Source organism: Ruthenibacterium sp. (assembly GCF_017421385.1).
GTDB classification, from domain to species: Bacteria; Bacillota; Clostridia; order Oscillospirales; family Ruminococcaceae; genus Ruthenibacterium; species Ruthenibacterium lactatiformans.
Genome location: NZ_JAFOIN010000010.1, coordinates 1 through 19122 on the forward strand (window position 1 = coordinate 1; position 19122 = coordinate 19122).

At 63.5% G+C, this 19122-nt stretch carries 18 protein-coding genes and 1 riboswitch; of the genes, 16 read left to right on the forward strand and 2 right to left on the reverse strand.

Annotated features, from left to right (window positions below):
- Positions 1–427: 427 nt before the first annotated feature.
- The 4 genes from IIY41_RS14030 to kdpC all read left to right on the forward strand — a co-directional run bounded on the left by IIY41_RS14030 (position 428) and on the right by kdpC (position 5217).
- On the forward strand, positions 428–505 hold the full coding sequence (locus tag IIY41_RS14030) for a potassium-transporting ATPase subunit F (RefSeq protein ID WP_082052197.1): 78 nt from the start codon (positions 428–430) through the stop codon (positions 503–505).
- Positions 506–546: 41 nt separating this feature from the next.
- Positions 547–2304: a potassium-transporting ATPase subunit KdpA gene (locus IIY41_RS00955; protein ID WP_287399231.1), complete on the forward strand. Its 1758-nt coding sequence runs from the start codon at positions 547–549 to the stop codon at positions 2302–2304.
- A 180-nt stretch (positions 2305–2484) separates the two neighbouring features.
- Entirely contained in the window at positions 2485–4536 is a 2052-nt protein-coding gene (gene kdpB / locus IIY41_RS00960; protein ID WP_287399233.1) for a potassium-transporting ATPase subunit KdpB, read from the forward strand.
- 12 nt (positions 4537–4548) lie between these two features.
- On the forward strand, positions 4549–5217 hold the full coding sequence (gene kdpC, locus IIY41_RS00965; protein WP_055079739.1) for a potassium-transporting ATPase subunit KdpC: 669 nt from the start codon (positions 4549–4551) through the stop codon (positions 5215–5217).
- A 75-nt stretch (positions 5218–5292) separates the two neighbouring features.
- Here kdpC and IIY41_RS00970 read toward each other — a convergent pair whose 3' ends face one another.
- Both IIY41_RS00970 and IIY41_RS00975 read right to left on the reverse strand, forming a co-directional pair.
- Positions 5293–7056: an ABC transporter ATP-binding protein gene (locus IIY41_RS00970; protein WP_009322517.1), complete on the reverse strand. Its 1764-nt coding sequence runs from the start codon at positions 7054–7056 to the stop codon at positions 5293–5295.
- A 2-nt stretch (positions 7057–7058) separates the two neighbouring features.
- Entirely contained in the window at positions 7059–8858 is a 1800-nt protein-coding gene (locus IIY41_RS00975) for an ABC transporter ATP-binding protein (protein WP_050005409.1), read from the reverse strand.
- A gap of 171 nt (positions 8859–9029) precedes the next feature.
- Here IIY41_RS00975 and IIY41_RS00980 point away from each other — a divergent pair, with 171 nt between their 5' ends.
- The 12 genes from IIY41_RS00980 to cobK all read left to right on the forward strand — a co-directional run bounded on the left by IIY41_RS00980 (position 9030) and on the right by cobK (position 19062).
- Positions 9030–9881, forward strand: a complete 852-nt coding sequence (locus tag IIY41_RS00980; protein ID WP_055079741.1) for a helix-turn-helix transcriptional regulator — start codon at positions 9030–9032, stop codon at positions 9879–9881.
- A 96-nt stretch (positions 9882–9977) separates the two neighbouring features.
- Positions 9978–10173: riboswitch (cobalamin riboswitch) on the forward strand.
- A 158-nt stretch (positions 10174–10331) separates the two neighbouring features.
- Positions 10332–11084, forward strand: coding sequence for an energy-coupling factor ABC transporter permease (locus tag IIY41_RS00985; protein WP_058722982.1), 753 nt, complete (start codon positions 10332–10334; stop codon positions 11082–11084).
- Positions 11081–11398 (forward strand): energy-coupling factor ABC transporter substrate-binding protein, encoded by a 318-nt coding sequence (locus IIY41_RS00990; protein ID WP_058722981.1) that lies wholly within the window; start codon positions 11081–11083, stop codon positions 11396–11398. Before IIY41_RS00985 ends, IIY41_RS00990 begins: the two co-directional genes overlap by 4 nt.
- 77 nt (positions 11399–11475) lie before the next feature.
- Positions 11476–12378 carry a cobalt ECF transporter T component CbiQ gene (cbiQ, locus tag IIY41_RS00995; RefSeq protein ID WP_287399237.1) on the forward strand — a complete coding sequence of 301 codons (903 nt, stop codon included), beginning with the start codon at positions 11476–11478 and terminating at the stop codon, positions 12376–12378.
- Between the two features lie 36 nt (positions 12379–12414).
- Positions 12415–13224, forward strand: a complete 810-nt coding sequence (locus tag IIY41_RS01000) for an energy-coupling factor ABC transporter ATP-binding protein (protein WP_058722979.1) — start codon at positions 12415–12417, stop codon at positions 13222–13224.
- Complete coding sequence (locus tag IIY41_RS01005) at positions 13221–13985, forward strand: sirohydrochlorin cobaltochelatase (protein WP_287399239.1); 765 nt, start codon at positions 13221–13223, stop codon at positions 13983–13985. The genes IIY41_RS01000 and IIY41_RS01005 overlap by 4 nt, the downstream gene beginning before the upstream one ends.
- A 21-nt stretch (positions 13986–14006) precedes the next feature.
- On the forward strand, positions 14007–15152 hold the full coding sequence (gene cbiD / locus IIY41_RS01010) for a cobalt-precorrin-5B (C(1))-methyltransferase CbiD (protein WP_009322525.1): 1146 nt from the start codon (positions 14007–14009) through the stop codon (positions 15150–15152).
- Positions 15149–15847: a precorrin-2 C(20)-methyltransferase gene (gene cobI / locus IIY41_RS01015; protein WP_287399241.1), complete on the forward strand. Its 699-nt coding sequence runs from the start codon at positions 15149–15151 to the stop codon at positions 15845–15847. Before cbiD ends, cobI begins: the two co-directional genes overlap by 4 nt.
- A gap of 3 nt (positions 15848–15850) precedes the next feature.
- The gene (gene cobM, locus IIY41_RS01020; protein WP_050005403.1) at positions 15851–16606 is read left to right on the forward strand and encodes a precorrin-4 C(11)-methyltransferase; all 756 of its coding nucleotides are present in this window, start codon (positions 15851–15853) and stop codon (positions 16604–16606) included.
- The gene (locus IIY41_RS01025) at positions 16603–17595 is read left to right on the forward strand and encodes a cobalt-precorrin 5A hydrolase (protein WP_287399243.1); all 993 of its coding nucleotides are present in this window, start codon (positions 16603–16605) and stop codon (positions 17593–17595) included. Before cobM ends, IIY41_RS01025 begins: the two co-directional genes overlap by 4 nt.
- Positions 17588–18322, forward strand: a complete 735-nt coding sequence (gene cobJ / locus IIY41_RS01030; RefSeq protein WP_009322529.1) for a precorrin-3B C(17)-methyltransferase — start codon at positions 17588–17590, stop codon at positions 18320–18322. Before IIY41_RS01025 ends, cobJ begins: the two co-directional genes overlap by 8 nt.
- Positions 18319–19062, forward strand: coding sequence for a precorrin-6A reductase (gene cobK / locus IIY41_RS01035; protein WP_058722974.1), 744 nt, complete (start codon positions 18319–18321; stop codon positions 19060–19062). The genes cobJ and cobK overlap by 4 nt, the downstream gene beginning before the upstream one ends.
- The last annotated feature ends 60 nt before the right edge of the window (positions 19063–19122 follow it).

Consider the following 19122-nt stretch of genomic DNA (forward strand, 5'->3'; position numbering starts at 1 on the left):
CGGCGCTCCCGTGGCCATTCCGGACTTTACCAACGGCAAGTGGATGGAGCGCGCTCCCTGGCAGCCGTAAAGCGGGAGCTTCCGGTATTTTATGCTCCGCTCCCTTTCTGAAAAATGAAAAAACAGCGGGCCGCGCCCGTGGGAAAAGCCTTCCGGTTTTCCGGAAGGCTTCTTTTTTGCGCCTTTGCGGGCGCTAACGCAACCTTAACATCCGGCGGCGAACGTTAAGCGCACACTTACAGCTTATGCCCTATAATGAGGCATACCGCGATAAGGGAAGGAAGGGAATGGATTATGATGGATGTTCTGATGGCCGGAACATTGCTGGCCTGTTTCGGGCTTGTATGGCTTTTGGCAAAATGGTGCCAGAAGCAGGTGGACGCCGCGGAGTGAGCGCGGGGAAAAAGGCCGCAAGGAGGATACATAAATGCTGGTACTGGGTGGGATCGTGCTGCTGCTGGGCTGCTATCTGATCTATGCATTGGTACATCCGGAAAAATTTTGATTCGCTGTGAGCGAAACTGAGATAAACAGGAGGAGCTTGTCATGCTACAGCTTGCACTGACAGTGAGCATTTATTTGCTCATTGTCATTCCCGCGGGTGTGTATCTGTATCACATCGCGGCGGGGAAACACACTTTTACAGACCCCGTCTTTGACCGTGTGGACGGAGCGATCTATAAAATCAGCGGAGTGGACCCCGGGAAGGGGATGAACTGGAAACAGTATGCCCTGGCTCTGCTGGGGACGAACGCCGTGATGGTGTTCATCGGGTATCTGATCCTGCGCGTGCAGAGCGCAGGGCCTTTCAACCCGAACAATATTGAGAATATGGAGCCCACGCTGGCGTTCAATACCATTATCAGCTTCATGACGAACACGAATCTCCAGCACTATTCCGGTGAGTCCGGGCTTTCCTACCTGTCTCAGATGCTGGTCATCATTTTTATGATGTTCGTGTCCGCCGCAAGCGGATATGCTGCCTGCGTTGCGTTCATCCGCGGCCTTGCAGGCAGGACAAAAAACGACGTGGGCAATTTTTTTGCGGACCTGGTGCGCATCACCACCCGTATCCTGCTGCCGTTTTCCATTGTGGGCGGCCTGCTGCTGGTATGGCAGGGCGTGCCGCAGAATTTTGAAGGCAATGTTGTGGTGGAGACACTGGAGGGCACATTTCAGGTCATTGCCATGGGCCCCATCGCCGCGCTGGAGATCATCAAGCATCTGGGCACGAACGGCGGCGGCTTCCTGGGCGCAAACTCGTCTACGCCGCTGGAAAACCCCACGATGCTCTCAAACCTGATCGAGCTGTATTCCATGATGCTCCTGCCCGGCGCATGCGTCATCACCTTCGGTAAAATGGTGCACGCCCGCAGGCAGGAAGCGGCGGACGGCATGCAAAGGGCAGGCGGCCTGCGTGCGCGCGGCGGCCTTTCCGCGGCCATCTACGGCCGCGAGGGACGCAGCATTTTTGCCGCCATGGGCATCCTGTTCGTCATCGGCCTGAGCGTATGCTTCTGGGCCGAGAGCCAGGGCAACCCGGCGTTGGCGGATATCGGCCTGGACCAGGCCATGGGCAGTATGGAGGGCAAGGAGGTCCGCTTCGGTATTGCGCAGTCGGCGATGTTCACCACCGTCACGACCTCTTTTACGACCGGTACGGTGAACAATATGCACGACACCCTGACGCCGCTGGGCGGCATGATCCCTCTGCTGCACATGATGCTGAACGTAGTATTCGGCGGCAAGGGCGTCGGTCTGATGAATATGATCCTGTACGCCATTCTGGCAGTGTTCATCTGCGGCCTGATGATCGGGCGCACGCCGGAATACCTGGGCAAAAAGATCGAAGGCCGGGAAATGAAGCTCACCGCGCTGTGCATCATCATCCACCCGCTGCTCATCCTTGCGTTTTCCGCGCTGGCAGTGGGCACCGCAGCCGGGCGGGAGGGCATCACCAATCCGGGCTTTCACGGCCTGAGCCAGGTGCTGTATGAATATGCCTCCTCCGCCGCCAACAACGGTTCCGGTTTTGAGGGCCTGGCGGATAATACCTGTTTCTGGAATATCACCGCCGGTCTGGCCATGTTCTTCGGCCGGTACCTTTCCATCGTCATCCAGTTGGCCATTGCCGGGTCGCTGATGAAAAAGAACTTTGTCAATGAATCGGCCGGCACGCTGCGGACGGACACGGTTTCGTTTTCCGTTATCCTGGTTTTCGTCGTATACATTTTTGCCGCGCTGACATTTTTTCCAGCGCTGGCATTGGGCCCCGTTGCAGAGCATCTGGCTCTGTGGGGCTAAGAGCGGTTTGAAAAATCAAAAAAGCTGCCTTTCCCAACAGGAACTGACGTTTACTGCGTCCAAAATCCTCGGAATACAGCAGGTATTCCTGCGCTTTTGGCCTTGTAACCGCTCGCTCCTTGCGGGAAATACAGCGTTCCTGCTATTTTCAAACAACCCCTAAGGAGGATTTTCAGAGCTATGAGTAAGAACCGCAAGCAAAAGATGATCACACCGGAGATCATGCGGCAGGCCGTGGTCGGGGCGTTTACAAAGCTGGACCCGCGCTATATGATGAAAAATCCGGTGATGTTCGTTGTGGAGATCGGGTTTGTGATCTCGCTGGTGCTCTCCTTCGCGCCCGGCCTGCTGGGAGACACGACGCCGAACGCGCGCGTTTACAACAGTATTGTGTCGGCCATTCTGTTCGTTACGGTGCTGTTTGCAAACTTTGCCGAATCAGTGGCGGAGGGGCGCGGAAAAGCGCAGGCCGCCAGCCTGAAGAAAACAAAAAAAGACACACAGGCACGCCTGCTTGATGCAGACGGAGGCGAAAGGATGGTGCCGTCCAGCGAACTGAAGAAGGGCGATGTGGTGATGGTGGCCGCGGGCGGGGTCATCCCGGGCGACGGCGAGGTCATCGAGGGCATCGCCTCGGTGGATGAATCCGCCATCACCGGCGAATCCGCACCGGTGGTGCGCGAGGCAGGCGGCGATTTCAGCTCTGTAACCGGCGGCACCACGGTGGTGTCCGACTGGCTGAAGGTACGCATCACGTCCGACCCAGGCGACAGCTTTCTGGACCGCATGATCGCTCTGGTGGAGGGCGCTTCCCGCAAAAAAACGCCCAATGAGATCGCGCTGAACACACTGCTGGTGTCGCTCACCGTTATTTTTCTGATCGTCATCGTCACACTGTATCCCATCGCCCTGTATTCCGGCGTGCAGCTCCAGACTTCCACACTGATCGCCCTGACGGTCTGCCTGATCCCGACCACCATCGGCGGCCTGCTGTCCGCCATCGGAATCGCCGGGATGGACCGCGTGACGCGCTTTAACGTCATCGCCATGTCCGGCAAAGCCGTGGAGGCATGCGGCGACGTGGACACGATGATTTTGGATAAGACCGGAACGATTACCTACGGCAACCGCCTTGCGGCGGACTTTTTTCCCGTGGGCGGCGCGTGCCGGGAGGAGCTGGTGCGCTGTGCCGCGCTGACGAGCCTGCACGACGGCACGCCGGAGGGTAAGTCCACACTGGCTCTGGCCCGCCTTCAGGGGGAGGACTGCGGGGAGCCGCAGGGCGCGCGCTTCATTGCGTTTACCGCTCAGACACGCATGAGCGGTGTGGACCTGCCCGGCGGCCGGAGCGTACGCAAGGGGGCGTCCGACGCCATTGAGAAATACGTTTCCGAAATGGGCGGCAAGGTGCCGGAGGACCTTGCCCGGCGCGTTGCCGAGGTGTCCGCTCTGGGCGGCACACCGCTGGCTGTCTGCGAGGACAGCCGGATTTTGGGCGTCATTTATTTAAAGGACACGGTAAAGGCAGGCATGGCCGAGCGTTTTAAGCGCCTGCGTGCCATCGGCATCAAAACCATTATGTGCACGGGCGACAACCCGCTTACCGCCGCCACGATCGCCAAGGAGGCAGGCGTGGACGGCTTCATTGCCGAGTGCAAGCCCGAAGACAAGATCGCATTGATCAAAAAAGAACAGGCCGAGGGCAAGATCGTTGCCATGACGGGCGACGGCACCAACGACGCGCCCGCTCTGGCGCAGGCAAACGTAGGCCTTGCGATGAACAGCGGTACCGCCGCCGCCAAAGAGGCCGCAAATATGGTGGACCTGGACAGCGACCCCACGAAAATTTTGGAGGTGGTGGAGATCGGCAAGCAGCTGCTTATTACCCGCGGCAGCCTTACGACTTTTTCCATCGCCAACGACATCGCAAAATACTTCGCAATCATCCCCGCTATGTTTATGATGGCGATCCCGCAGCTGGGTGTGCTTAACATCATGGACCTGGCAACGCCGCACAGCGCCATTCTTTCCGCGCTCATTTTCAATGCCATCATCATTCCATGCCTGATACCGTTGGCGCTCAGGGGCGTAAAGTACCGCCCGATGTCATCCGGCAGGATGCTTGCCCGGAATATGATGCTTTACGGCCTGGGCGGTGTGATCGCTCCTTTCGCAGGCATCAAGCTCATAGATATGCTCATCCATCCGCTTTTGGCGCTTTGGGGCTTTTAAGGAGGAATATGCATGGACGCGAATAAAAAAGCAATGCTCCGCAATATCCGTCAGGCTCTCGTGGTCACGCTGGTCCTGCTGCTTTTGTGCGGATTTGTATTTCCGGTGCTTCTGAGCGGCCTTTCCGGCCTGCTTTTCCCGCATCAGGCGGGCGGCAGCCTGGTGACCGCCGACGGCAAGGCTGTGGGTGCGAAGCTGGTGGGACAGGAGTTCACCGAGGCCTATTTCATGAAGGGGCGGCCCTCCGCCTATCACTACAACACCTATTACACAGACGAACAGGGCAGCCGGTTCTACAACGACGGCAGCGAATTTGCGGGGCTGGGCTCCGGTTCCAACAATTACGCGCCCAGCAACCCTGCGCTGACACAGCGTGTGGAAGCCGACATCGAGGCGTTTTTGGCGGAAAATCCCGGCGTGGCGCGGGAGGATATCCCGGCCGACCTGATGACGGCCTCGGGCTCGGGCCTTGACCCGCACATCTCGCCCGCCGCCGCGCAGGTGCAGCTTCCCGCCATTGCAGAGGCTTCAGGGCTCAGCCCGGAACGGCTTGCGCAGATCGTTGCGGACAACACCGAGGAAAAACTGCTGGGCGTGTTCGGGGAGGAGACCGTGAACGTGCTGGGCGTGAACCTGGACATCGCGCTGGCGATGGGGCTGATTTCGGAAACGGAAAAATAAACGCGGCAGAAGCAAAAAACCGCCGCCCCGAAACGGGGCGGCGGTTGCTGTATACGGCGCCCGCGGGGCGGCCGGTCACATCTCCTGGCAGAGCTGCCAGTACAGGCCCTTGCGCGCCAGCAGCTCCTCATGGGTTCCGCATTCCGCGATCTCGCCGTGGTCGATGTACATGATTTTGTTGCAGGCACGGATGGTGGAGAGCCGGTGTGCGACAATGAAGGAGGTGCGTCCCTTGAGCATGCGGTTCACACCCTCCTGCAGCTCGCGTTCCGTTTTGGTATCCACGCTGCTGGTGGCTTCGTCCAGAATGAGGATCTTCGGGTCGGACGCCATGGTGCGCGCCAGAGCAAGAAGCTGCTTTTCCCCCTGGGAGAGCATGGCCCCGCCCTCGGTGAGCACGGTGTCGTAGCCGTGAGGCAGCGCCCGGATAAAGCCGTCCGCGCACACAAGCTCGGCCGCGCGGATGAGCTCTTCGTCGCCGGCGGCAAGATTGCCGTAGCGCAGATTGTCCATCACGGTGCCTGTAAATACGAAGCTCTCCTGCATCATCAGCCCCATCTGGGCACGCAGCGAAGCCAGCGTCACGCCGGAGATATCCACGCCGTCAATGGTCACCCGGCCTTCGGTGCAGTTGTAGAAACGGCTGAGCAGGTTGATGATGGTTGTTTTTCCGCTGCCCGTGTGGCCCACCAGAGCCACGCTCTCGCCCTGCTTCACATGAAAATTCACATGCTTGAGCACAAGGATATCCTTTTCATAGGCGAAAGAGACGTCGTGGAACTCCACATCGCCGCGGATCTCCGGAAGCACTGCGGCGCCGGGGGCGTCCTGCACCTCGACCGGTTCGTCGATCATCTCAAAGATACGCTCCAGATATGCCACGTTGTTGATGAAGTTGTTGTAGATGTTGGCAAGCTGGTTGATGGGCCCCCAGAACTGGGAGGCGTAGTTCATCATGGCCAGCAGCACGCCCACGGTAACGGCGGGCTTGGCGGCAAAGATGCCGTATACGATGATGGCCACCGTCACGCTGCGGCTGATGAGATCGATAACAGGGGAAACGGCCATGGACGGCACGACGGCGCTGTACCAGGCGCGTTTGGAATCGCGCAGCAGGCCGTCGTACACGTCGGCGTTGTACTGCTCCCGCGCGAAAAGCTGGGTGATCTTCATGCAGGTGATGCTCTCGTTGAGGTAGGCGTTCATATTGCTGCTTTTGTTGGAGTACGCCTGCCACCCTCTGCGCTGCATGGGCTTGATGAACAGGATGAACCCGACGGCGAACGGCAGCCCCGCCAGCACGACGCACGCCAGGCGCGCGTCCATGCGCAGCATGAAAATAACAATGAACACCAGGTTGAACATCTGCAGGAACAGGCTGATGAGCCCGTTGGACAGGATGTTGGCCACCGAGTTGACGTAGTTGATGACACGCACGAGAATTTTTCCGTGGGGACGGCTGTCGAAATAGGAGAAGGAAAGCTTCTGCAGGTGCTCGTACAGGTCGCGCCGCAGGTCATGGACGATGTTCTGGCCGATGACGTTGACGCACCGGCTGGACAATGTGGTGAACAGAATGTTGACGGCGATACACGCCAGCATGAGCGCGCAGCAGGCCAGCACCATGGGGATGTTCCCCGCGGGCACGGCCTCGTCCAGCACGCGGGCCGAGAACAGCGGCCCGCACAGGCCCGCCACCATGGCCAGCGCCTGCAGCACGAACGCGCGCAGGAACAGGCGTCCCTCCCGGCGGATGTACACAAAGCAGCGCCGGATCATTTCCCAGCTGAAAGTGCTTTCCAACGTTTCGTCCACGCCGAAGGTGTTCCGTTTTGCCATGGTCAGCGCACCTCCTTTGCCGGGGCGTTTGCCGCGGGCGCGTCGGGCATTCCCTGCACGCCCTGCAGCAGGCAGATGTCGCGGTAATAGCCCTCACAGGCCGCGAGCTGTTCATGGGTGCCGCGCTGCGCGATGCGCCCGTCCTGCAATACGAGTATCTGGTCCGCGCTGCGCACAGCGGAAATGCGCTGCGCAACAATGATTTTTGTACAGGGATAGGGAAGCTCCTGAAGATTTTTGCGCAGCTGCTTTTCGGTCTCCAGGTCGACCGCCGAGGTGGTGTCGTCCAGGATCAGGATCTCAGGCTGCTTTGCCAGCGCGCGGGCCAGGGCGATGCGCTGCTTCTGGCCGCCGGAAAGCCCGGTGCCCTGCTCGCCGATGATGGTGTCGAAGCCCTCGGGCAGCGAGCAGATGAAATCAGCGGCTGCGAGGCGGGCGTACAGGGCGACGTCGTCTTCGGAGATGTCGTCGGGCGCGCTGTACGCGATGTTGCTGCTGACAGTGTCGGAATAGAGCTGCACGCGCTGCGTCGCCATGCCGATGCGCCGCCGCAGCGCCTGAAGGTCCCACAGGCGCACGTCCACGCCGTCCACCAGCACCGTGCCGCCGCTGACGTCCAGCATGCGCGTGACGGCGTCCACCAGCGTGGTTTTGCCGCTGCCTGTGGCGCCCAGTATGGCCAGCGTCTGCCCCTGCGTTACGGAAAAGCTGACGTCCTTCAGCGTGGGGGCGCTGTTGTGGGGGTAAGCGACGGTAACGCCGCGGAATTCCACGCTGCCGCGGCATTCGCCCTCGGTGCGCCCGTGCTCGGGGTTCTCGATCCGCGTGCGGGCAAAATAAATTTCAATGACCTTTGCGGCGGAGGTGAGGAACCGCTGAAAATCGTTCAGGTAGGTGCCCAGCGCGCGCATCGGCTCCGACAGGCCCCAGGACATCAGCGAAAAGGCGGCGAGGTCGCCGGCCGTCATTTTTCCCTGGATGATGAACAGGCCGCCGAAGAGCACAGACAAAAGCCCCATAAGCTGGGCGCAGCCCTCGATGTAGGGGAAGAATTTCAGCCAGTGAAAGTTGGCCTTGAGGTTTGCCTGGCGGTATTCTTCGTTGCAGTTCTCGAATTTTTCGTTTTCATAGGCCTCGCGCACGAACGCGCGCACCGTTTTGTTGCCCGCGATGTTTTCCTGCGCCACCGAGTTCATGCGGGACAGCTTTTCCCGCAGGGACGCATACAGAGGATACACCGTGCGTGAAAACAGGAACGAGCATGCAAGGATCACCGGGGCAACGGCCAGCAGAAGGAGCGTCAGCGCGGCGTTCACGCTGAACAGATATGTCATGGAAAACAGAAACAGGCAGGTGCTCTCCACCGCGTTGTACGAGATCCAGCACACCGTGTGGCGCACCATGTCCAGATCGCCCGTCAGGCGCGTCATCAGGTCGCCCGTGCGGTACCGCGTATAAAAGCCCGCGTCCTGGGTGCACAGGTTGTCGTACAAATGGCGGCGGATGTCCTGCTGGACGTTCTGGGACACATACTCCAGAGACGCCGTCATGCCGTAGCGTACGCACGAGCGCAAAAGCTGCGCGCCGATCATAACGCACACCAGCGGGACGAGCAGCTGTGTCTGGCGCTGCACGGAACCGTCCGGCAGCGTTTGTCCCACCAGCACCCGGTCCGTGATCTGCTGCGTGATGAACGGGAACACCACGCACAGCCCCGCCGAGACAACGGCCAGCGCCATCGCCAGCCAGAACCATTTCCGTTTGTCCTTCATGCAGCCGGAAAGCCATTGCAGCTGTTGCATTGTAAAGACCCTCTAACCTGTAAAATTCAAAAGCGCCGGACGACGAAAAATCATTCCGGTTTTTGTGCTTTATTTGGCTGTATTATATCATCCGGTATGATATAATACCGGACAGAAGGAATCGTTTTGTGGCCAAATATTGCGTTTTGGGGCATCCCGTGGGAGGCATATATGGAAAAACGAAAAGCCTATGCTTATTACGAGGAACGAAGCGGACGCGAGCTTCAGGTGGAGATGGGCAAACGGCTCAATTTCCCCTCCCATCTGCATGGTGAACTGGAGCTTTTTCTGGTGCAGAGCGGCTGCGTCTGCGTTGGGATAGACGGGGAATTCCGTGAGCTGAAGGCGGGAGAACTGGCGGTGGTGTTTCCCAACACGGTGCACAGCTACCAGTGCCGGGAAGCGGACAGCCGGTATATGATGGCCGTCTGCGGCACGTCTCTGCTGGGCGATTATTTCCCCAGCCTGACGCAGTGCCGCCCCCGCCGGCCGTACCTGTGCGGGAAAGCGCTGGACCCGGATGTGCTGTACGCCCTGCACAGCCTTTACCGCTGCCGGTGTACCGGGGCGGACAGCAGCATTTCCCGCGCGCTGCTCCATTTGATCCTGGCGCACGTTCTGCCCGAACTCTCACTGGAGCCGGCGCCGGAGCCGAAAGCCATGGATCTGACGAGCAGCGTGGTGCGCTATATCATGCGGAACTTCCGTCAGCCGCTCTCGCTGGAGCACATTGCAAAGGAGCTGGGCGTCAGCAAATATCACCTGTCGCACGTGTTCTCCGCGCGGCTGCACACCAGCTTCCGGGAATATGTGAACGCCCTGCGGCTGGACTGCGCCCGCGACCTGCTGGCTGCGACGGAGCTGAGCATGCTGGAGGTGAGCATGGAATCCGGCTTCGACAGCCTGCGGACGTTCAACCGTGTGTTTCAGGAACGGTTCCGGCAGACGCCGAGCCAGTACCGCAAAAGCCGCACCGGCGCCCTGTGGGGCGCACAGGACGGGCAGCGGCGCAAAGGCGCGTAACGCCCTGTGCGCTTGGTAAAAAAGCCATGGCTTTGGAAGTTTTTTGACGGGTTGTTTCTCCGCGCTTGCGCCGGAGCAAAAACTGTGTTACTGTGAATAGGCAAAATGCTGCAGGGTGCCCGGCCGCTTTGAGGCGGCCGGGAGAATAGGGAAACAGGTGCAAAGCCTGTGCGGGACCGCCGCCGTAAGGGAACAGTTCCGGCTTCAAAACGTCACTGTGGGTACACACGGGAAGACGAAGCCGGGGCGCTGACGCCCAAGCCGGAAGACCTGCCCTGCGGCGATGCTGCCGGAAGGGCAGGGACGCGCGGCGGACGGACGAAACGCCTGCGCGGTAAAAATCAGGGTGCGCCGTTTTTTAGGACACTTTGTTTGACCGGGCCTTTCTCATAAATGAGAAAGGTCCGGTTTTTTTGCGGCGCACAACAAAAGAAACAGGAGGAATGTTCAATGACCAAGTGTGAAAAGCGATTTTTGGCGTTTTCCATGGTCATGGGCGGCGTTTTGTTTGTACCGCAAAGCGCCTATGCCATGCACATCATGGAAGGGTATCTTCCGCCGGCATACTGTGCGGCATGGGGGGCGCTGTGCCTTCCGTTCCTGGCGGCGGGCGTGGTCCGGCTGCGCCGCACGGTGCAAGCGCAGCGCAAGGCCCTGCTGCTGCTGGCGATGTCCGGCGCGTTTATTTTTGTCATCTCGTCGCTCAAGCTCCCGTCCGTCACAGGCAGCTGCAGCCACATGACGGGCACCGGCCTGGCCGCCATTCTGTTTGGCCCGGCTTACGCTGCGGTGCTGGGGCTCATCGTGCTGGTGTTCCAGGCGGTGCTGCTTGCCCACGGCGGCCTCACCACGCTGGGGGCCAATACCTTCAGCATGGCCATCGCCGGGCCTCTGGTCTCCTGGGGTGTTTATGCCCTGTGCAAAAAGGCGCGTGTGAACCGTAAGCTGGCGATATTTCTGGCGGCGTCTCTGGGCGATCTGTTTACATACTGCGTTACAAGCCTGCAGCTTGCGATGGCCTATCCCGCTGCGGAAGGCGGCGTGGCAGCCAGCGCGGTGCGCTTTTTGGGCGTTTTCGCGCCCACGCAGCTGCCGCTGGCCGCGATCGAGGGCATCTTGACCGTTCTGGTGGTGATGGGGCTGGAAAGCTGTGCCAGGCCCGAGCTGCGGGAGATCGGCTTTTTGAAGGAGGGATTGCAGTGAGCAGGAATACAAAAACCGTTTTGGCGCTGCTGGCCGCTGTGCTGGTACTGGCTGTCGTGCCCTTCTTCCTTGCGCCGGGCGCGGAGTTCGGCGGCAGCGATGACGCCGGAAGCCGGATGGTGGAGGAGATTCAGGGTGAAGCATATGAGCCGTGGTTCACGCCGGTTTTGGAAACACTGCTCGGCGGCGAGCTGCCCGGAGAGATCGAGAGCCTGCTGTTTTGCATCCAGACGGGCGTGGGCGTGGGCGTGCTGGCCTACGGCTTCGGCTATTTTGCCGCGCGTAAAAAATATTCCGCACAGTCCTTGGAATGAGGCTCTTTCGCACGCCGCTTTGCGCGGGGGCTCCCGGTGAACATGCTTTTTCAAAAAGTCCGGCAGGAGGTGGGAATATGTTCAACGCCCTGCTTGGGAGCTTTGTGGCGTGGAGCCTGACGGCCGGCGCGCTGCCAGGCCCCTGGCCGGCCGCAGCTTCCTTAGCGCTGGGCGGCGCGCTGCTGCTGCTGCTGCACGGCCACACGCACGGCGCGGCGCTGACGGTGGACGTGCTGGCGCGGCGTTCCCGCTTTTTGACGGTAAACCCGGGCCTGAAGCTTTGGTGCTGCGCGGCCTTGCTGGCGCTGTGCCTGCTGGCGCGCACCCCGTGGCCGCCGCTGGCGTTGTTTTTTGCAGCGTCCGCGTTAACGGCGGCGGGCGGCGTACGCCCGCGCGCCTATCTGTCGCTGCTGGGCGCGCCTGCTACATTTTTGCTGCTGAGCGGTATTGCGCTGCTGTGGGAATACGCGTCTGCGCCCGGCGGCGTGGCAAACGTCCCGTTTCTGGGCGGGTATTTTGTCCTGCGCGCCCCGGCGCAAACGGCGGCCCGGCTCGTTATGGCGCGGGCGCTGGGCGCGGTGGGCTGCTTGTATTTCCTCAGCCTGTCCACCCCCGTGCCGGAATTGCTGGATGCGCTGCGGCGCGCCCGCGTGCCGGAGGTCGTGGGCGATCTGGCGGTATTGATCTACCGCTACATCTTTATTTTGTTTGCCACGTTCCGCAGCATGCGGGACGCCGCCGCCAGCCGCCTGGGCTATGCCGGGCCGGTGCGCAGCCTGCGCACGACGGGCCGGGTATACGGCGGGCTGCTGGCGCACAGCTTCCGGCGGGCACAGGCGTGCTTTGACGCGATGGAGAGCCGCTGCTATGACGGCGGCATCCGTTTTTTGACGCGGGAAAAGCCCGTGCGCGCGCCGCACGCGCTTGTGTGCGGCGCATTGACGGCGGGCATGGTGCTGGCGCTTGTGTGCGGCGCATGACACGGCGGTTTTGTAAAAGGGTTGGCAGGAGGGAAAATGGAAGAGATCCTTCGGTTTGAACATGTTTCCTATGCATACGAGGAAGAGCGGGAGGCGCTTTTGGACGTGTGCGTGAAGGTGTGCGCCGGCGAGCGCGTGGCGGTGCTGGGCAGCAACGGCGCGGGAAAGTCCACGTTTTTCCTTCTGGCGAACGGCGTGCTGCGCCCCGGTGCGGGACGCATCCTGTTTCGGGGCGCGCCGGTGGGCGGCGGCGCAAAGCAGCTGAACGTGCTGCGCCGGGGCGTGGGGCTTGTGTTCCAGGACCCGGAGGTGCAGCTGCTGGGCGGCAGCGTGGAGGAGGAGGTCAGCTTCGGCCCTATGAACCTGCGCCTGCCCGTAGGCGAGGTACGCGCCCGCGTGGATGCGGCCATCCGCAGTTTTGCGCTGGAGGAATACCGGGGCCGTGCGCCGCAGTATCTTTCCGGCGGGGAGAAAAAGCGGGTGACGCTGGCCGACGCCCTGGCTATGGAGCCGCAGATGCTTTTGCTGGACGAGCCAGCGGCCAGCCTGGACCCGGCAAATACCCGCCTGCTGGAACAAAATCTTCAAATGCTCTCGGAGCAGGGCCTGGGGCTTATGGTTGCAACGCACGACGTGGATTTCGCATGGCGCTGGGCCACCCGGGTGCTGGTGTTCCGCGGGGGACGGCTGGCGGGGGACGGGGAACCGCGGGAGATTTTTGAAAATGTTTCTTTGCTGCGGACATGCGGGCTGGAGCAGCCGGTGCTGTACCGCGTGGGGCGCGTGCTGGGCCTTGCCGCGCCGCCGCACACTGTGGAGGAACTGGAACAGGAGTGGAAACCATGAAACAGGCTTTGCTGGCCGTCAGCTTCGGCACGAGCGTGCCGCGCGCGCGGCAGGATATCGAGGCGGTGGAACGCGTGCTTGCCGCCGGGGCGCCGGAGCGTGCGTTCTGCCGCGCGTACACCAGCCCGACGATCCGCCGCATCCTGGCCGAACGGGGAGAGCCCGTGTCCGGCCTGCCCGAGGCGCTGGAGGCGCTTGCGGCCGCGGGGGTGGAGGATGTGGCGGTGCAGCCCACCCATCTGCTGTACGGCTTTGAATACGATAAGCTCAAAGCGGACGCGGCGGCGTTTGCGGGGCGCTTCGCCCGGCTGGCCCTGGGGCGGCCCCTTGCCGCGGACAGCGAAAGCCTGCGTGCGCTGGCTGCGTGCATGGCGCGGCGCTTCGGGCAGCCGGAGGGCGGGGCGTTGGTGCTGCTGGGCCATGGCACGGAGCACTTCGCCAACATGGTCTATCCCGCCATGCAGACGGCCCTGCGCCTTGCGGGCGGGCGGCGCGCCTATATGGGCACGGTGGAGGGCTGGCCCGGCTTTGACGAGGTGCTGGCGCAGCTGAAGGAAGACAGCTGCGGGCAGGCGCTGCTTGTGCCGTTCATGCTGGTGGCGGGCGACCACGCCCTGAACGATATGGCGGGGGACGGCCCAAAAAGCTGGAAAAGCAGGCTCGAGGCCGCGGGCGTCGGGGTGCGCTGCCGGATGCGGGGCCTGGGCGCGCTGCCGGAGGTGCAGGCGCTGTACGGTGCGCGGCTGCGGGAGATAGTATAAATTTGTAAGGCGGGTGACAGGATGCCGTTTGAGCATTATATCCAGTCCGGCGGAAAACGGCTGCGCTGCGGCTATACCACCGGGACCTGCGCGGCGCTTGCGGCCGCGGGCGCGGCACGCCTGCTGCTGGGCGGGCGCGCGCCGGAGAGCGTCACGCTCACGACGCCCGGCGGCCTGCCTGTTACGGCTGCGCCCCGGTATTGCCGCATGGCAGGGGAAACCGCCTGCTGCGCGGTGGAAAAGGACGGCGGCGACGACATCGACGCGACGCACGGCGCGCTGATTGAGGCGCGGGTGGAGCGCGCGGCACAGCCGGGCGTTGTGATAGACGGCGGCCCGGGCGTGGGCCGTGTGACAAAGCCCGGGCTGGACCAGCCCGTGGGTGCGGCGGCCATCAACCGTGTGCCGCGCAGGATGATCGAGCAGGCGGTGCGCGCCGTGTGCGATGCACTGAACTGGGACGGCGGCCTGCGGGTGACCATCTGTGTGCCGGAGGGCGCGGCGCTGGCGAAAAAAACTTTCAACCCGCAGCTGGGCATCGAGGGCGGCATTTCCATTCTGGGCACCTCCGGCATCGTGGAGCCCATGAGCATGCAGGCGCTCATCGACACGGTGGCGCTTTCGCTGCGCCAGGCGCGGGCCCAGGGGGCCGCCCGCGTGCTGCTGACGCCCGGCAATTACGGTGTGGATTTTCTGCGTGAGCAGGGGCTGGACGCGGCGGGCGCACCCGTGGTGAAATGCTCGAATTTCATCGGCGACGCACTGGACGAGGCCGCTGCGCTCGGCTTTGCCGACGTGCTGCTGGTGGGGCACATCGGCAAGCTGGCAAAGCTGGCGGGAGGCGTCATGAATACACACAGCCGGTATGCGGATTGCCGCACGGAGCTGCTGTGCGCCCACGCAGCAGTGTGCGGCGCGTCGCAGAAGACCTGCGCCGCGCTGCTGGACGCGGCCACCACGGACGCATGCATAGCGCTGCTGGACGAAGCGGGGCTGCGCGCGCCTGTGCTGGACAGCCTGCTGCGGGCCGTGGAGCGGCATCTCGTCCGCCGGGCGGCGGGCGCATACCGGGTGGGCGCGGTGCTGTTTTCCAATGAATACGGTCTGCTGGGCCGGACGGCTTCGGCCGCGGAGATGCTGGCGGAATGGAAGGGGAAAAAACAATGAAAAAAGGCGTTTTTTACAGTGTGGGCGTTGGCCCCGGAGACCCGGATCTCATCACGCTCAAGGCCGTGCGAACGCTGGAGCGCTGCCCTGTGGTGGCCGCGCCGCAGACGAAAAACGGCGAGATGCTGGCGCTCTCCATCGCGCAGCAGGCGGTTTCGCTGGAAGGCAAAACCGTTGTGCCGCTGCATTTTACCATGTCCCGGGACAAGGCGCAGCAGCACGCCGCGCACCTTGCGGCGGCGCAGGCGCTGCGGCCGCATCTGGACGCGGGGCGGGACGTCGCCATGCTCAACCTGGGCGACGTTTCCATCTACGCAACGGCCGCCTACCTGGCGGACATTTTGGCCGCGGATGGCTATGAAACGCGCATGGTGCCCGGCGTGACGAGCTTCTGCGCCGTGGCGGCCCGGCTGAACACCAGCCTGACGGGCATCGATACCCCGCTGCACATCGTGCCGGGCGGCTGCGGCGCACTGGAGGAATGCCTGGCGCAGCCGGGCGCCAAGGTGCTGATGAAGTCCGGCAGGCAGCTGCCCGGTGTGCTGGCGGCGCTGGAGCGGCGCGGCCTGCTGGAGCGCAGCGCGCTGGTGAGCAACTGCGGGCTGCCCGGAGAACAGGTTTATGCCGACCTTTCCGTGTTCCCGCGCGAACAGGACGCGGGCTATTTTGCAACGATCATCGTAAAGGAGGACTGACCCATGGTGCATTTTGTGGGCGCTGGCCCCGGCGCGCCGGACCTCATCACGCAGCGGGGCGCGGCGCTGCTGCGCGCCGCGGACGTCGTGATCTACGCGGGCAGCCTTGTCAACCCGGCGCTGCTGGGCCTGTGCCGGCAGGACTGCTCGGTGTACAACAGCGCGCAGATGACGCTGGAACAGGTGCTGGAGGTGGTGCGCGCCGCCCATGCGGAAAACAGGGACATCGTCCGCCTGCACACGGGAGACCCGTGCCTTTACGGCGCCATCCGGGAGCAGATGGACGCATTGGACGCACTGGGCATTCCCTATGACGATACCCCCGGCGTTTCCAGCTTCTGCGGCGCGGCGGCCGCGGCCTGTGCGGAATACACTTTGCCGGGCGTGAGCCAGACGGTCATCATCACGCGCATGGCCGGGCGCACGCCCGTGCCGGAACGCGAGGGCATCGCGGCGCTTGCCGCCCATGGCGCCACGATGGTGGTGTTTCTTTCGGCGGGCATGCTGGACGGCCTGCAGGCCGCTCTGCTGCAGGGCGCGTACACGCCCGACACCCCGGCGGCGCTGGTATACAAGGCCACCTGGCCCGAGGAAAAGGTGGTGCGCTGCCGTCTGGGCGCGCTGGCACAGGCGGGGCGCGAAAACAATATCTCAAAAACGGCGCTGGTGCTGGTGGGGGATTTCCTCGCGCCGGATTATGAACGCAGCAAGCTGTACGACCCCTCCTTTGCGACAGAATTCCGCGAGGCGAAGCCGTGACCGTGCGGCTGCTGGCGTTCACCCAAAAGGGCATGGAGCTGGCCCGGCGGCTGGCGGCGGAGCTATCCGGCGAGGCCGCGCGCTACGGCGAAGGCTGCACGCTGGACGCCTGGACAGCCGACGCCTTTGCCAACGCGGACGCGCTTGTCTATGTGGGCGCGGCGGGCATCGCGGTGCGCGCCGTCGCGCCTTATGCCGGGAATAAGGCGTCGGACCCGGCCGTGGTGGCGGTGGACGAATGCGGCCGCTTCGCGGTGCCGCTGCTGAGCGGGCACCTGGGCGGCGCGAACCGTTTGGCCCGGCGCATCGGCGCTGTTTGCGGCGCGCTGCCCGTCATCACCACGGCCACGGACGCAAACGGAGCGTTCGCCGTGGACGAGTGGGCCGTGCGGCAGGGCTGCTGTGTGCTGGATGTGCCGCGCATCAAACGGGTGTCGGCAAAAATACTGGCGGGCGGCACGGCGGTGCTGCGCAGCCCATGGCCCGTTGCGGGCACGCCCCCGGCGGGCGTGGCGGCGGACGGCGGCGCGTTCGATTTTGAATTGACGGTGCACAGCGCCGACGCGGGCGCGCTGCGGCTCGTGCCGCGCATCGCGGTGCTGGGCGTGGGCTGCCGGAGGGGCATTGGGCAGCAGGCGATGGAGGAGGCCTTCGCGGCATTGCTGGCGCAAAGCGGGCTGTGCGCCGAGGCATTTTATAAGGTGTGCAGCATCGACCTGAAGCGGGACGAGCCGGGCCTGCGCGCGTTCTGCGCGGCCCACGGCTTTGCGTTCGAGACGTTTTCCGCCGCACAGCTTGCAGCGGTGGAGGGCCGCTTTTCGTCGTCCGGCTTTGTGCAGAGCGTGACGGGCGTGGACAACGTGTGCGAGCGCAGCGCGGTGCTGGGCAGCGGCGGGACATTGTATTGCAAAAAACAGGCGGGCGGCGGCGTGACCATGGCGGCGGCCATGGCGCCCTTCGCCCCGGATTGGCGGTGGCAGGATGAATAAGGTATATGTGGTGGGCCTGGGGCCGGGCGGAGAGGAATTTATGACGGCGCAGGCGCGCGCCGCCATGGAACGCGCGGACGTGCTGTGCGGCTACACGGTGTATGTGGATTTGGTGAAGCATCTGTACCCGGGCAAGGAGACATATGTCACGCCCATGACGCGGGAGCTGGAGCGCTGCCGCTGGGCGCTGGAAACGGCGGCGGCCGGGCGCACGGTGGCCATGGTGTGCAGCGGGGACGCGGGCGTGTACGGCATGGCCGGGCCGCTTTTGCAGCTTGCAGGGGAATACGGCGGCGCGGAGGTGGAGGTGGTGCCGGGCGTCACCTCGGCGCTCTCGGGCGCGGCGGTGCTGGGCGCGCCGCTGATGCATGATTTCTGCGTGATCTCCCTGTCGGATCTGCTCACGCCGTGGGAGCAGATCGAGCGTCGGCTGGCCCTTGCGGCGGCGGGGGATTTTTCCATATGCCTGTACAACCCGTCCTCGAAAAAGCGGGCGGACTATCTGCGCCGCGCCTGCGATATCCTGCTGCGGGAAAAAAGCCCGGACACCGTCTGCGGCTGGGTGCGCAACATCGGCCGGGAGGGCCAGCAGCACCGCCTGCTGACGCTGGCCCGGCTGCGGGACGAGCAGGTGGATATGTTCACCACGGTGTTCATCGGCGCGGGAACGACGCAGGCCGTGGCGGGCCGCATGGTCACGCCGCGGGGCTATGAGGCCAAACGATGAAAGTGCTTGTTTTCGGCGGCACGACGGAGGGCCGTTTGCTGGCACGGGAGCTTTCGGCGCTGGGCGCGCAGGTCACCGTGAGCGTGGCCACCGCGCTGGGAGCGGAGGAGCTTCGGGGCGTTCCGCCGCTGACGGTGTGCGTCGGCCGAAAGGACACGCGGCAGATGCGTGAAATGCTGCCGGGCTTTGCAGTGTGCGTGGACGCCACGCATCCTTACGCGGCCGAGGCCAGCGGGAACATCCGCGCGGCGTGCCTTGCGGCCGGGGTGCCGTACAGGCGGCTGCTGCGCGGGGCCAGCGCCCTGCCGCCGGACAGCATTGTTGTGCCCGACGCGCCGGCCGCCGCGCGGTGGCTGGCCGGCACGCAGGGCAATATCCTGCTGGCGACGGGCGCGAAGGAGCTTGCCGCTTTTGCGGGGCTGGACGCGGAGCGGCTGTACCCGCGGGTGCTGCCCACGCACGAGGGGCTTGCGGCCTGCGAGGCGGCGGGCGTGCCCCACGGCAATATCATTGCGCTGCAGGGGCCTTTTACGCGGGAGCTCAACGAGGCGCTGATGCGCCGTTTTGACATCGGGTATCTTGTCACCAAGGACGGCGGCGCACCGGGAGGATTCGGCGAAAAGGCGCAGGCGGCACGGAATGTGGGCGCGCGGCTCGTGGTGATCCGCCGCCCGGCGGACAGCGGAGAAGCTTACGCGGCGGTTTTGAATGAATGCAGGGAGATGATGGCATGCAGGTGATCCTGGCGGCAATGGGCGGCGGCGCGCCCGGAACGATGACGGCGGAGTGCGCCGGGGCGC

Excerpts from the sequence above, each read along its gene's own strand:
- IIY41_RS14030 (WP_082052197.1), top strand. The coding sequence starts at position 428 with ATGCTGGTACTGGGTGGGATCGTGCTGCTGCTGGGCTGCTATCTGATC.
- IIY41_RS00955 (WP_287399231.1), top strand. The coding sequence starts at position 547 with ATGCTACAGCTTGCACTGACAGTGAGCATTTATTTGCTCATTGTCATT.
- kdpB (WP_287399233.1), top strand. The coding sequence starts at position 2,485 with ATGAGTAAGAACCGCAAGCAAAAGATGATCACACCGGAGATCATGCGG.
- kdpC (WP_055079739.1), top strand. The coding sequence starts at position 4,549 with ATGGACGCGAATAAAAAAGCAATGCTCCGCAATATCCGTCAGGCTCTC.
- IIY41_RS00970 (WP_009322517.1), bottom strand. The coding sequence starts at position 7,056 with ATGGCAAAACGGAACACCTTCGGCGTGGACGAAACGTTGGAAAGCACT.
- IIY41_RS00975 (WP_050005409.1), bottom strand. The coding sequence starts at position 8,858 with ATGCAACAGCTGCAATGGCTTTCCGGCTGCATGAAGGACAAACGGAAA.
- IIY41_RS00980 (WP_055079741.1), top strand. The coding sequence starts at position 9,030 with ATGGAAAAACGAAAAGCCTATGCTTATTACGAGGAACGAAGCGGACGC.
- IIY41_RS00985 (WP_058722982.1), top strand. The coding sequence starts at position 10,332 with ATGACCAAGTGTGAAAAGCGATTTTTGGCGTTTTCCATGGTCATGGGC.
- cbiQ (WP_287399237.1), top strand. The coding sequence starts at position 11,476 with ATGTTCAACGCCCTGCTTGGGAGCTTTGTGGCGTGGAGCCTGACGGCC.
- IIY41_RS01000 (WP_058722979.1), top strand. The coding sequence starts at position 12,415 with ATGGAAGAGATCCTTCGGTTTGAACATGTTTCCTATGCATACGAGGAA.
- IIY41_RS01005 (WP_287399239.1), top strand. The coding sequence starts at position 13,221 with ATGAAACAGGCTTTGCTGGCCGTCAGCTTCGGCACGAGCGTGCCGCGC.
- cbiD (WP_009322525.1), top strand. The coding sequence starts at position 14,007 with ATGCCGTTTGAGCATTATATCCAGTCCGGCGGAAAACGGCTGCGCTGC.
- cobI (WP_287399241.1), top strand. The coding sequence starts at position 15,149 with ATGAAAAAAGGCGTTTTTTACAGTGTGGGCGTTGGCCCCGGAGACCCG.
- cobM (WP_050005403.1), top strand. The coding sequence starts at position 15,851 with ATGGTGCATTTTGTGGGCGCTGGCCCCGGCGCGCCGGACCTCATCACG.
- cobJ (WP_009322529.1), top strand. The coding sequence starts at position 17,588 with ATGAATAAGGTATATGTGGTGGGCCTGGGGCCGGGCGGAGAGGAATTT.
- cobK (WP_058722974.1), top strand. The coding sequence starts at position 18,319 with ATGAAAGTGCTTGTTTTCGGCGGCACGACGGAGGGCCGTTTGCTGGCA.